Origin of the sequence: Streptomyces sp. NPDC048637 (assembly GCF_040650675.1) — a bacterium.
Lineage (GTDB): Bacteria > Actinomycetota > Actinomycetes > Streptomycetales > Streptomycetaceae > Streptomyces.
Map to the genome: position 1 here is coordinate 45,269 of NZ_JBEZHQ010000015.1, position 12,871 is coordinate 58,139.

The following is a 12,871-nucleotide window of genomic DNA, read 5'->3' on the forward strand; positions in this document are numbered from 1 at the left end:
CAACTGCGCGTTCCGGACAACTCACGGGTCCCGTAAGGTCTGCTTCCATGCAGCGGTTGGCGATCTTCGATCTAGATAACACCCTTGTTGACCGCCAAGGCCCCCTGACCGACTGGGTCTCGGCTTTCTCCTCACAGAACGCGCTGAGTGATCTTGACCGAGCGGATCTGCTCCAGTTGGTGCACGCGCGTGCCCACCCCTCGGCCTTCGAGACGATCCGAGCGCAGTACCGCCTTACCCCTTCGACCGAGGCGCTGTGGCGTGACTACTGCGTATACATGGCTCGCTCGGTCACCTGCCCTGCTGATGTGCTTGAGGGCCTGTCCACGCTCCGACGCACCGGATGGAAGGTCGTCGTCGCCACGAACGGCACCACCGAGATCCAGACCGCGAAAGTGGCTATGTCGGGGATCGTCGATCATGTTGATGCGGTGTGCGCCTCTGAGGCAGTCGGAGTGCGTAAGCCGGAGGTAGTGATGTTCGAGAAGGCGGCCGCCGCATGCGGAGCCGACCTCGCACTCGGCGGCTGGGTGATCGGCGACGGTGTGGACACCGATATCCGCGGCGGCAGAGCGGCCGGACTGCGCACCATCTGGATCAGCGGCAGCAGGACCTGGCCCGGAGGCGACGCGGAGCCGGACCACGCCACCACTGATGTATGCCAAGCGATCGATCTGCTGCTCACCGTGAGCTGAGAGGACGTGCCCGTGGACTCTGAAGCGATCACGGTTGGGCTGCTGCATCCCGGCAGCATGGGCGCCGCCTTCGGCGCCCAGTTGCGACGGCACAACGTGCAGGTGCTGTGGTGCACGGACGGCCGCAGCAGCCGGTCTCGGACACGGGCCGAGAACGCCGGCCTCGAAGGCGTACATAGCCTTCCGCAGCTGGTGGCGCGCGCCGATGTGCTGCTGTCTCTGTGCCCGCCTGCCGCGGCAGTGGATGTCGCACAGCAGGTGGCAGCCTGCGGCTTCGACGGCCGGTTGTACATCGAGGCGAACGCAATCACGCCGCGCCGCGTCAGGGATGTCGCAGAGCTTCTTCCTGGCGCCGTGGTCATCGATGGCGCGGTGGTCGGCTCCCCGCCGGTGGGTGGCAAGCAGCCCACGTTGTATCTGTCCGGAGCCCCTGACGGCTGCTCTCAGGTCGCGTCCCTGTTTGCCGCGAGTGACGTGAAACCCCATGTGCTGGGTGCCGAGGTGGGTACGGCCTCTGCGCTGAAGCTGTCGTATTCGAGTTACCAGAAGGTCTCCCGCGTCCTGGCGGCGCTCGCCTACGGCGTCGCTGATACAAACGGCGTTGCCGACGAGCTCGTCAAGATCGCCGGGAAACGGGGTGGCAGCTACCTGGCCGAGGCCGGCTACATCCCCAAGACGGCCTCCCGTGCCTGGCGCTGGGGTCCTGAACTGGACGATGCAGCAGCTCTGCTGCGGGAGGCCGGGCTGCCGGACGATCTGATGCGAGCGGCCAGCGGAGTTCTTCACCAGTGGGCGGGTGCCCGAGACCGTGAACTCACCGTCGCCGAGGCGCTCGCGCTCCTGCATGTCGACCACGGTCGTGAGGGGCATGACGAACCGTAGCCGGGTCCGCGCGGTTCGCCCGCGGTCAGATACCGCGGCGAATCAGCAGATCGATCTTGTGCGCCGCCCCTGCAGGCGAGACGGCGCCGGTATCGAGCCGTAGGTCCCAAGCGAAATCCGTGCTGGTCTCGATGTCCTGGGCCGTCGCGTCCCAGGCAGAGAGCCGAGCCTCGGTATCGCTGTCACCGCGCCCCTTGGAGCGGTTCGCGGTGCTCTCCCGCGAACACCACAGGAGCACGCTGGTCCACGAGGCGGGGAAGTTCTCCACCACCGCCTCAATACCTGCGATCTGCCCGAGATGCAGGATGGGAATCCCCCCGTCCTGCATGGCCTGGGCAAGGCTGGGACGGTCTACGAGATAGATGTTGCCGTACCTGTCGTTGCGGTAGATCACGTCTCCGCGTGCCTCAAGCTCTACGAGCTCATCGGCGGTCCCCATCCGGTAGCCACGAGTACGGCCACTACCAATCTTGAGACGCATGAACGCGCGATAGGCGTCGTTGAAGTCGCACAGTGCCGTGGTGATGGTGTCCTTCCCGGATGCGGGCGGACCGTACAGCAGAATGCCGCCCCGGCTCATGCGAACACCGTCCCGAAGACCTGTCGAACCTAATCGGTGAGGGATATCGCCGTACCGAGACGGTTGTCGACCACCAAGTGCGGTACGACCGGCCGCAGTTCCGGATCAATCGTCGCCGCGTACTCATCCCAGTTCTGCAACTTCCAGCTGTCGCGGGCTGCCGAGCGGAAGCTGATGTACTCGTGCATGGTCTCAAGGTCACACCGGATCCAGATGACCGCCACCGTCACTCCCCGTGCCTCACACCGGTTGATCAACCGGCGCATCCACCGCTCGTCGCTCACCTCGGCAACGAATGGCGCGGTGAGCACAGTGCTGATCGAACAGTCGACATTGGCGTAGGCGGTCTCCAGCAAGCACTGGTACTCCAAGGGCCGCACCTTCTCCCGATATGCCGGGGAGTGGCGGTCGTTTGGATCGCTTCCCAACTCGACGAGCAGCCGCTCAACAAGCGGTCGGGTGATGGGATCTTTATCGAGGACCGGCCACCCGGTGAGCCGCGAGATGAACCGTGAGAACTCCGACTTCCCACTGCCGGCGAGGCCGCCCACCATCAAGAGGGTGGGTCGATTCGGGTCGCCGCCCGTGTGACGGCGTTTCCACGCATCAATGATGCGCTGCTGAACCTCCTGCCCCTTGCTGTCGGCACTACCCGGAGCGATCTGCAGTACCGCGCGCTCAACAGCTAGCACGTGGTCGCCGAGCGGCTCCACCTTCGAGGGCGTGAGCCGGAGCTGCGTCTGCTCACCCGGCAACGCCTTCCGGAACCCCAACTCAGGCTCGGTAGCCCGGTACAGAAGGCAGTAGGCCCGGCGGTAGTGCGGGCCGGGATACACCTCACCCTGCTCGTGCTGCCACAACGTTTGGAAGTTCGCTGCCGGCACGGTGAGTCCGGCGGCGCGCGCCACTTCACGTAGCCGCTCACCGGCACCCTCAAGCGTCAGGCCATGTGCTTCGCGCATGGAGCGAAGCTGGCCCGGATGCCACCCCGCGCGGGTCTTCGCCATGACTTCTACCGCCTGCCCGTTACTCACCATGATCGGGACACTAAGTCTGCCCCGCGCGAACGCATGTGTAAGCGGATGTTGAAAAGTCACGTCGCTCGATGATGAGCGGCTTGGCCAAGCACCAGTGATACTCCGCGGCACCGAACGCAGATGTGATGGGCCCCACCCCGGCGGAGTACCTGCCGGAGCCAAGGTTGATCACTCGGCGAGGGAGACGATCACAGTGTCGAGACCGCGAACTACCGAGGTAGCTGCTGCGTGGGGCGGTCGCCGGTGCACCGCCTGCCGGTGCCACTTGAGCCGGTATAACAGCGACACCGTCTGTTCCGTCTGTAACCGCACTGAGACTGTGGCACAGCCAGCGTGTCCCTTCGTCCCGACCCAGGTGTGGACCTACGAGGACATCAAAGACTCCTTAGTTCAGCGGGACTTCGGCAGGCTCTGCCAGCTCGTACGAGAACGCGGCCATCTCCGTCAGGAGGACATAGCGCTCCTGACAGGCCTGAGCCAGGCTTTCCTATCGATGCTTGAGTCTGGACAGCGGAGGCTCACGAACATCGATCGCATCATCGTGCTTCTGGACGGCTTGAACGCACCCGCTGATCTCACAGGCCCGATGCTCCGTCCAGTCCCCCTCGGGCCGGCTCCACCGTGCCAAGCGGTGTCCTGACCCGGCCGCGGGCACGAGGTCGCCAACCAGCTCAAGCACCTCTCCAACGTCTTCCCCCTCACCCTGGTCTACGTCGGTGTCGGCGTTCAGGAGCGCGGCATCCTGCACGAGGGCTTCGAGCCGGGCAACAGCCCGCTCGCCCAGTTCGGCCGCCGCACCACCGCGCTGACGCTGGCCCCGTTTCAGGTCGCCGACGAGGAAGGCCGCCGCCAGTGGCGGCTGCTGCTCAAGACGATCGAGCACAAGCTCGTCCTCGCCGACACCTATCCCGGCATGCTCGCCGAGGACCTCTCGGACTACCTCTTCGCCCGGTCCACCGGCCACTTCGCCTCCCTGATGGCGCTGATCAACCGCAGCTGCCTGCGCGCGATCCGCACCGGCGCCGAGCGCCTGGACGAGGAGCTGATGAGCCGCGACCGTTGCCGGAGCCCGGCTCGCCCTGGCAGGCCGATTCCTCCAATACCTCGGAGGCGACCTCACCCGCTCCGCCGAAAAGCACTGGCGTGACATGTTCGGCGACGGGGGCCAGGAGTACACGCCGACGAGCAACGCATCGACGGCGTAGTACGCGTCTTGCTTGCCCGGGCGATCGACCAGGCAGCCGAAAGGCCCGGGGCTTATGACCGCAGCCTTCTTCACCCTGGAGGGTCAACGATGAAAAGGTTTACTGCTCAGATGAATGGAATCGGGGGCGGATCCACAAAGAGTCCGCGTTGAAATGGAAGCACGTTCCAGCTACCGCATCATGTGCCTGGCCGGCATCCGTCAACTCGACCTCACGCAGCACTGCCTGAAGACCTTCGCCGACTGTGACAAGCCCCGGATCGACCGGCGGAAGCAGCATCAGACGCTGTGGCTGCCGGCAACGAATCCGCCGGCTGCCTGGTATGTATACCCCCTTCCGTTCTCATGGGACTGGCCCCGGAATGCCCATCTGGCGTTTGAGCATGCGCCGGGCGAAACCTGGGAGGGCGACACCATGGTGCCCGGCATCGAGGTCCGGCTGGCTAACGCGCGGCCCATCTTCGGCTGGGGTGAGCACTCCATCCCGGCCGACGCTCCACTGCGTCGGGCGAGACTGCACCGGACCTGCCGTAACTGGCAGTTCGCCTGGTGGGTGCGGGCCAACCGAGCAGTTCCTGAAGCCGAACCCTCTGCCGCCACTGCACACCCCGAAGGTCCGGAGCAGTTGCTGCTCAGGTAGCCCAGAGCGGGGCCGGGTCACAGAACCTGGCCCCGCCTGGGTTCGTAAAGAGCGTCGAACCCGGCGGGGACAACCGACGTCCGCATTTGTGGGCATGCATGCGAAGAATTTATGGATTCCGACTTTACCTCAAAAGACTCCTATAGACTTCCGAATGACGGAACTTATACGAGGGCCCCGCCTTCCGCAGAACACCGAGCTTATGGGCATGCTCGAGAAACGTCATGAGTCGCAGTGGCGTTTGACTGAGAATTGCCCTGAGTGGGCGGGCGATCACGAACATCCCCCAGGCCGTATATCGAAAGGCGAAAAAGATCCCAACGACAAGTCCGATAATCACTCCCAGACCACAGAACGCCACGGCAAACACCACCACAACCTCGTCTACCATTTCAGGAGGGGTGGTTGGCGGGAGGGAAAAGCACGCCCCTAGCACGGCGGCTACGGAAATCGCCGTAGAACCTGCCCATATAGCGAATATCTTCACGAACGTCCTACGGTCAATTCGCAGGCTTCCCAGTGGGCTAATTGGCAGCGCCGTGTCCGCGGTGCGTGGAGTCCAGCAAAAACCCATGAGGAATAGGACGACTCCGCAAGCAATCCACCCGATCGACTGAGTCGAGAAAAGAATGCTCGCCAGGTTCGGCCCTTCACGCATATGCAAAGTTCCGGCATAGCTCTCGTCCATCGACTGGCGCGTCATCCTGGCCACGCAGCCAGCAGCAGCGCCGATCAGGGCGATATAGGGCTTGAACTTCCAGCGGACACCATTCGTCAAGACCCTGTAGGAGCTCCTGAGCACTGACCGCAAAGTAAGGAAAGTCAGCAACGCAAAGATAGCAGGGATCGTGAACGCGACGGCGGATACTCTCTCGTGGAGCAGAGGGAGGAAGAGAAGGAGGAAGGTCGCCAGTGCCAGTCCTAGACTCGTCCATGTCACCGTTCGTCGCGATACACGGTGGAAATCCCACCATCTGATCTCTGTTGCTCCGCCAAGGGTCAGGCTCATATGTCGGGCAATGGCACGATGTGCGCGCACAGCCCTCTCCGGGGTGAGTCGCCCTCGCGGACTTCCAGAGGCATCGCCTGAATACACAGCAGGGATATACGCACGAAAGAGATACTTCTTGACGGCTTCCGCATCGGGAAACCGGGATCGGTCACACAATTCGTCAGGTGAAGGTACCGCGTGTGCGCCACTCGCGGGTCTGGCCTTGTAAATAGTTCGACAGACAAACAGGGCCAGAGGCGTACGCAAGGCTTCTCCCAGCACGCTATTGCTACCGAGCTCTTGAACGATCGAGTCCCAGCGCCTCGCGGTCTGGGTGCCCGCACCCCCAGAGTCACGCAACAGGTAGTCGCGAGCTTCTGCCGCAGGCACAGGACTCACTTCAATCCCCGCCGCCCCGGTTAGGCGAATGCCAGCACCTGAACCAACCGTCAAGGCCGATCGGAAGCCTTCCGTACGACTGGACAAAACCATCGGCAGTCCCATCAGAAGGGACTGATTAATCTTATCTAGGACCGAGTACCTGCTCTGGCTGGGAACTTCGTCGAATCCATCCAGGATCGGCAAGATGAACTTTCTCTTGAGAAGAGCGCTTGCCTTACTTGGGGAGCCCTCTTCATCCAGATAAGGGTACTCGGTGAACGGATGCTCAAGAATCAGCCGCTCACTCATCCAAGAGTGAAGGTCGTGATCGTCAGGGTTCCATTCAGCCAGCGGAAAGATAACTGGCACAGGACCTCCGCTTTCCCTCTTTTCCAGCAGGTCCCATTGGAGCCGGGAAAGCAAAATCGTCTTTCCGGCTCCAGGCTCCCCGAGCACAACGAGTCGGCCGGTCGGGCAACGTTCGAGTATCTTAGTTAGATCATTCCCCTGACCATCAAGATCATCAACGCGCGTGAGCCAATCAGCGGATTGGTCAGCCGTAAACCCTGGGAAGTTTCTGGCAACTTTACTTTGCTCTTCCAGGTCGTCAACTAGGTCGCTTGGGGCTGCCGTCCATGGAACTGGCATGGGGTAAGGATCGTTGAGGCGGAATCTGCGTTCTGTTTGAGCGCGTTCTTCGATAAGCCCTTGCGCCAGTCTGTCAGCCGCATCGTGCAAGCTCTTACCGCTTACGCGCTCGAACCGGGAAGCGCGTGAGCTGTTCCAGGTGATGAAAAGGCTCGCTACGCCCGAGAGGCCGGTGAAAGCCGCAAGGACTGGTAGTCCCTTCGAGCCCGACATGCTCAAGCCTCTTGCCGCCCAGAAGGCCATGCAGACAGCAAATGCCGCAAACGCTGCGACTGTGGACTTGTACCAAAACCCCCTGCGCATCATGCGGCAATTATGCCGCTGGGCTCCTCGAAGCCGCAGGACTACAGAGCATCAAGCGACGGCTCTCCTTCGGGCTTCTGTCCTTCAGTGAACGCTTCCTGGCGGTATGACTCGCTCGATGCTGGGTTGAGTGACCGGGCCAGCTACCGCCTGAGCGCGCTCGCGGAGCTGCGGAGTCCGGCTCATCAGCCCGAGGGAACTACCGCCTGCTCCGGCACCTGAGGTGTCTGCGCCAGTGGTCTGCCTCTTCAGTCAGAGATCATGGAGGTAGGCGCGGGGCCCAGGAGTCGTGTTCATGGGCCGCCCCGACCGCGCCACGCGGGCCGCCATCACTCAGCGCCGCGCCGACGCAATCGATCTGCGTCTGGCTGGGGTCGACTGGCTGACCATAGGCCGCAAACTCGCCGCCGCCCGGGCCATCAACAGCGACGGGATCGCGTATCCGCAGGGCTACGGCATCGAGAAGTACCGTCAGGGCCTGGAGCAGCCCAGCGACAAGCGGCTGATCGAGCTCGCCTGTAAGGATTCCCAATGATGCTTGTCAACTGGCGGGCGTCATGTTCCGCGTAGGCGGAGATCACGCCGACAGAGCCGTCCACCCCCGCTCCCAGCGGGGGCAGCGCCTTGAGCAGCACGCAACTTCATTATCAGCATGGGTACCCCCATGGAGCGGCTGCTCAGACACCTCCGATGACCGCCCACCTCTGGGATTTTTCAGGGACTTTCAGCTCTGTCAGAGGGAGTTTCGAGGGACTTTCGGCCGCCTAAGGCGGCAAGCGCTTGAAAGGCCGGAAAGGGCCTCCGACGCAGGTCAGAGGCCCTTTCCAAGACGAAGTCCCAGGTGGCGGCGGACGAGTCGGCCTGTACGCCGGGTACAGCTCGACCTCTGACGTCTGCGGCATACCCAGGGCCTTTCGTGAGGAGTCCCAGCCACGTCGTCAGTTGACCGGGCCGGACCTGGGAAGCCGAGCAATGCTCGCGCGGACCGCGAACTTCTCTCCACGCGTTTACCTGTAACACCCCGTGATCATTCCACTCCTTTCCGCACAATACCCGCCGCCCAACCACCGCCGCCCCAACCCTGCGGCCGCACGGACGCTGCAGAGCGCTTCGACGGCACGCTTCGGCGCCCCATCGTCAATGACCCAACTCAAGACCCTCCCCCAAGTGGCCGCGTAGCCAAATCATCAACCTGAGCCCTCATTTGGCGCGGCCGGAATTCCGAGCTACAACAGCACACTCTGGCGGGAAGACCCGTCGATGACGCTCGGACGGATTGGCGCGAGATTTGGCGACGGTAGTAGACAAAGGCGTTGGTGCGCCCGGCAAGCGATGGCTCGTACGGTACCGGGAGCCCGGTGGGCGTAGCGCCCGGCAGCGTGAGAAGTCTTTCGACCGCAAGAAGGATGCGGTGGATTTCGCCACCAAGATGGAGAACGACAAGCGGGAGAACAGCTACGTCGATCCTTCTGCCGGCAAGGTGTCGGTGCGGCGCTATGCGGCCGAGTGGCTCGCTCTGAAGCCCATGGCGGCCGGCACGGAGGAGTCCTACGAGCGCATCATGCGTCTTCACGTCCTCCCGCAGCTGGGGAAGAAGACCATCTCCCAGGTCACTGCGGCCGACGTGGAGGAGTTGTACGCGCTCTGGCGCCGGCAGGGCGCGATGCCCAACACGATAGATTCCCGCCGCATTGCTCTGTCGGGGATGTTCTCTCACGCGGTTCGCCACAAGAGGATCCGTGAGAATCCGGTAAAGCAGGCCGAGAAGCCTGCCAACCCCATCATGCAAGTGGATGAGAGGGCGCTTCCCAGCTTTGATGAGATCTCAGCCTTGACCAAAGAGATTGGTCCACGCCTGGAGCCTGCTGTGTGGCTCATGGCGTGCTGCGGATTGCGTATCGGAGAGTCGCTGGGAATCTTTCCAGAGGACATCGCCGACGGCACGTTGCGTTGCCGGCGACAGGTTGTGCGTATCAAGAACTCCTCAGGTAAGTACGTTGCCCTCTACGCTCCCTTGAAGCATCGGAAAGAGGGTGAATGGCGCGATATACCGGCGCCCGCCACCCTGGAGCCGCTTGCCGAACGGCTGCCCATTCGAAATCAGGCCGGAGGCATGATCTACCCCGACCTTTTCCGTAAATCCTGGGACCGGGCTCTGAAACGCCTCGGGCTTCCCGGCTACAACCCGCACGACCTGCGGCACAAATGGGCCACCGTGACCCTGAGCAACGGTGTGCCCATCCACGAGGTGTCGCGATGGATGGGCCACAGCTCTATCAAGATCACGGTGGACCGGTACGGCCACCTCACCCTCGACGGCAGTGACCGCTGCCGTCAGGTCATCGAGGCCACCTTCGGGGTGCACATGCTCAGCGGATTCCCAGCTCCGCGAGAACTCGGTGCTGAGTTGGTGCTGGCTTAGCCGGGAAGTAGAGGTAACAGACCCCTCCCGAACCGCTCTTGACCTGGCCGTTTGCATCGTGACGCTTCGTCCGCAGCCAGATGTTCTCGAACTGGGAGGCGGGGCGTTAGCAGACGCAGGACGGGGTATGCAGGTCAACGGCTTTAACGGCACTCACCAAGTCCCTCCAGACAGACTACGCATCGACGAAGTAGCGGCCCTTCCCTGGCCAGGGGTTATGTTGTCCCCCGGCTCATCGCGGTACTACGGCCGCCTCCGACGCCCACCCGACTCGCGTCCACTTCCCGGAGTGCACCCGGTTATAGGGCGCACAGCTTCCGACGGCAGCTGTCCGCAGGCCGCCGGGCCGGGGAGGGCCTCCCCAGTTCCCGCTGTCACCGTCGCAACGTTCCATGCCCCATACGCCGGGGAGTCCTTCACGGCTGCATCTCCAGGACCTTCGCCGCTTCCATGGCCTTCGCCCTGATTTCGAAGGCTCGGCACTCCCTGTCCCCGCCCCGAAAGACGGGCCTCTAACGACGCCGCAGGCTTCGCTTCATGCTACGGACCGCTGCTTTGCTCCCCCTATCACAGGGCTTTCGACACTGGGCTTCGACGCCGGGCGTTTCCCCCCGACGCCGCCAGTCTGCTACCGGGCCTCCTGGCAGCTACCCGGACCGAACTCCCACCGGCAGGCGACAACGAGCTTACGACCAAAGGTCACTTACACCATCAAGACCTCCAGTCTGCTGGGCGCGCGAAAGCGCGAGGTTAGGGCCGGTCATACCTTGCGCTGGCTGGGGTACCTGCAGGAACCGACCCCAGGACCTACGTTCGACGAGGACAGAAGCAATCATGCTGCCTCGCGCTTCGCGGTGACGCCAGCGAAGACGATGGGCCTCGGCATCGTTGAAGCTGGGTGTATTGGTACCCCTCCCAGCGCCACTCGTCGTCACGTTGTGGCAGCTTGGCGAGGTGCTTCCGTTTGTCCCGCAGCTTGGCCATACGGGAGACGTACGTCGCTTCGTCTGCCTCGTCCCAGTCTTGGGCGTCGTCCTTCTCGCCGCCGCTGCTCGCACCGACCCCACGTTTCACCCCCGCCGAGCCTGGGACGGTAGGCCACGACCGGGAACGCCCCGCCTATGAGCAGTCGCCGACATGCCGCGCGGTATCGGTACGGCCGCGACCACCGCGATACGTGACTCCCTCCGTCCCGGCGCTCGGTGAGGTTCGCGCGCGGTCGCGGGCGAAGCGGTTGGCACGGCTTCGGGCTGTTTCCTTGGCCAGCAGCCGTGCGTGACCGGTGATCGCGCGACGCGGTGGGGGGCTGGCTGGGGGGCCTGCCGGTAGGGGAACCCCTGTCCCGAAGTGCAGCCAGCACCACCGTAGTTGGGGCGCTGGCCTCACTGTGGCTTTCCATTTCGCGGCCGAGCATGAAGGGATGCGAATGACCGGCCCTTGACCGGCATCGCGCGAGGAGAGGAATGCCGCCATGGCGCATCTGACGAGAAATGCGACAGCATGAGCCTGGACGAGCGGCCTCGCCCGCGCACGCTGCGGCTCAGCACGATCGGGAGTCGCGAACCAGGTCAGCGGGACCGCGCCATCGACGGCCTGCGGGCCTCGGCGCTGCTTGCCGTGCCGACCGGCCATTGGCTCATCGGCGGGTTTGTGCGCGACAGCGACACCTCCCTGCACAACGCCAGTGCGTTATCCAGCTTCGGCCCCCTGGCGCCCATCACCTGGGTGCTCCAGATGCTCGGGATCTTCTTCCTGGTCGGGGGCTATGCCTCCGTGCTGTCCTTCCGGCGCGCAGCCGAGCGGGGCGAGCCACCACGCGTATGGCTGCGCGGCCGACTGGCCCGGCTCCTGCGGCCCGCCGTCGGGGTCACCGCCGTCTGGGCCCTGCTGACCCCGCTGCTGTACGCGGTCGGAGTACCGACGACGACGGTGCATACGGCGGCGACCCTCGTCGTCCAGCCCCTGTGGTTCGTCTGCGTGTATGCAGTGGTGACGGCCCTGACGCCGTACTGCGTGGCCGCGAACCGCCGGCTCGGGGGCTGGGCGGCGGCGCCGCTGGCTGCGACCGTCGCGGTGGTGGACTTCCTTCGCTACGGCCCGTTCGCCGACTCCCTACCGTATTGGGTGGGGCTGATCAGTCTTTTCCCCGGCTGGATGTTCGCGTATCAGCTCGGCGTCTCCTGGGGAGAGAAGAGGCTCGGCCGACGCGGTGCCTGGCTGCTTCTCATCTGCGGCACGGCGCTGTTCACGGTACTGCTGCTTGTCTTCCATTATCCGGCGAGCATGGTCGGCGTCCCCGGCCAGGACCGTACTAATTCCCATCCGCCGTCACTGCTGGTCATAGCCCTCGCCGCGGCCCAGTCCGGCGCCGCGATCCTGCTCCGCGACCGCATCGCCACGCTGCTCCAACGGCCGGCGCTCTGGGCACCGGTATCGGCCATCAATCTCTCCGCGATGACGATCCTGTGCTGGCACCAGACCGCTATGGTGGCCGCCGCTCTCCCTGCCTCGTTCTTCGACACGGTGCACGGCCTGACCACCTCACCGGACTTCCCCACCTGGATGCTGACCCGGCTGCCCTGGCTGCCGCTCTTCGCCGCCGTCCTCACCCTCATCGCACAGGCCACCAAGAGGTTCGAGACACCCTGGACGGGCGTGCCCCAGGGCCGCCGCATACTCGCGGGGGCGCTGGCCGTGGGCTTCTCCGCCTTTGCCCTCAGGTTGATCTGAGGACGAACAGATCACGTGGATCAAAAAGCGCGGAGGCGCGTCCGTCTCGGTCGACGAGCCGGACGCACCTCCGTACTTGTGCGCGTGCGGTGGCCGTTCAGGCGCCCATGGCCTCCACCAGGCTGCGGGGGCGCAGATCGGTCCAGTGTGCTTCCACGTAGTCCAGGCATGCCTGGCGGCTGTCCAGGCCGAAGGCACGGTTCCAGCCTGCCGGGATCTCCGCGAACGCCGGCCAGAGAGAGTGCTGGTTCTCGTCGTTCGTGAGGACGTAGTACTGCGCCTCAGGGTCTTCGAACGGATTCGTCATGGAGTGGTCCTCATCCTTGAGCAAGCGGTTCCGATTGGTCCCGGCAGGGAC

The 12,871-nt window shown here is 64.0% G+C and carries 11 protein-coding genes and 1 pseudogene; 7 read left to right on the top strand and 5 right to left on the bottom strand.

What is annotated here, in order from left to right; all coding sequences use genetic code 11:
- Positions 1-47: 47 nt before the first annotated feature.
- Complete coding sequence (locus AB0C46_RS20140; RefSeq protein ID WP_362829229.1) at positions 48-695, top strand: HAD family hydrolase; 648 nt, start codon at positions 48-50, stop codon at positions 693-695.
- Positions 696-707: 12 nt separating this feature from the next.
- Positions 708-1,577 (top strand): DUF1932 domain-containing protein, encoded by an 870-nt coding sequence (locus AB0C46_RS20145; protein ID WP_362829230.1) that lies wholly within the window; start codon positions 708-710, stop codon positions 1,575-1,577.
- A 25-nt stretch (positions 1,578-1,602) separates the two neighbouring features.
- Here the strand turns inward: AB0C46_RS20145 and AB0C46_RS20150 are convergent, their stop codons facing one another.
- Together AB0C46_RS20150 and AB0C46_RS20155 are read right to left on the bottom strand one after the other, a co-directional pair.
- On the bottom strand, positions 1,603-2,157 hold the full coding sequence (locus AB0C46_RS20150) for a guanylate kinase (protein WP_362829231.1): 555 nt from the start codon (positions 2,155-2,157) through the stop codon (positions 1,603-1,605).
- 29 nt (positions 2,158-2,186) lie between these two features.
- Positions 2,187-3,194, bottom strand: coding sequence for an AAA family ATPase (locus tag AB0C46_RS20155; RefSeq protein WP_362829232.1), 1,008 nt, complete (start codon positions 3,192-3,194; stop codon positions 2,187-2,189).
- Positions 3,195-3,549: 355 nt separating this feature from the next.
- Here AB0C46_RS20155 and AB0C46_RS20160 point away from each other — a divergent pair, with 355 nt between their 5' ends.
- Together AB0C46_RS20160 and AB0C46_RS20165 are read left to right on the top strand one after the other, a co-directional pair.
- Complete coding sequence (locus AB0C46_RS20160; protein ID WP_362829325.1) at positions 3,550-3,834, top strand: helix-turn-helix transcriptional regulator; 285 nt, start codon at positions 3,550-3,552, stop codon at positions 3,832-3,834.
- A 718-nt stretch (positions 3,835-4,552) separates the two neighbouring features.
- Entirely contained in the window at positions 4,553-5,038 is a 486-nt protein-coding gene (locus AB0C46_RS20165) for a hypothetical protein (protein ID WP_362829233.1), read from the top strand.
- Positions 5,039-5,162: 124 nt separating this feature from the next.
- Here AB0C46_RS20165 and AB0C46_RS20170 read toward each other — a convergent pair whose 3' ends face one another.
- On the bottom strand, positions 5,163-7,364 hold the full coding sequence (locus AB0C46_RS20170) for an NACHT domain-containing protein (protein ID WP_362829234.1): 2,202 nt from the start codon (positions 7,362-7,364) through the stop codon (positions 5,163-5,165).
- Positions 7,365-7,656: 292 nt separating this feature from the next.
- On the opposite strand from AB0C46_RS20170, the gene AB0C46_RS20175 reads away from it, so the two are divergent.
- Both AB0C46_RS20175 and AB0C46_RS20180 read left to right on the top strand, forming a co-directional pair.
- On the top strand, positions 7,657-7,896 hold the full coding sequence (locus AB0C46_RS20175) for a hypothetical protein (protein WP_362829236.1): 240 nt from the start codon (positions 7,657-7,659) through the stop codon (positions 7,894-7,896).
- An 876-nt stretch (positions 7,897-8,772) separates the two neighbouring features.
- Positions 8,773-9,783 carry a tyrosine-type recombinase/integrase gene (locus AB0C46_RS20180; RefSeq protein ID WP_362829237.1) on the top strand — a complete coding sequence of 337 codons (1,011 nt, stop codon included), beginning with the start codon at positions 8,773-8,775 and terminating at the stop codon, positions 9,781-9,783.
- Here AB0C46_RS20180 and AB0C46_RS20185 read toward each other — a convergent pair.
- Positions 9,731-9,877, bottom strand: a pseudogene (locus AB0C46_RS20185) (peptidase C39 family protein); the annotation flags it as partial. The gene AB0C46_RS20180 and the pseudogene AB0C46_RS20185 sit on opposite strands and share 53 nt — an antisense overlap.
- Positions 9,878-11,283: 1,406 nt before the next feature.
- Between AB0C46_RS20185 and AB0C46_RS20190 the strand changes: the two are divergent.
- Positions 11,284-12,513, top strand: a complete 1,230-nt coding sequence (locus AB0C46_RS20190; RefSeq protein ID WP_362829238.1) for an acyltransferase family protein — start codon at positions 11,284-11,286, stop codon at positions 12,511-12,513.
- A gap of 97 nt (positions 12,514-12,610) precedes the next feature.
- Here AB0C46_RS20190 and AB0C46_RS20195 read toward each other — a convergent pair whose 3' ends face one another.
- Positions 12,611-12,820, bottom strand: coding sequence for an MbtH family protein (locus AB0C46_RS20195; RefSeq protein WP_362829239.1), 210 nt, complete (start codon positions 12,818-12,820; stop codon positions 12,611-12,613).
- Between the last annotated feature and the right edge of the window lie 51 nt (positions 12,821-12,871).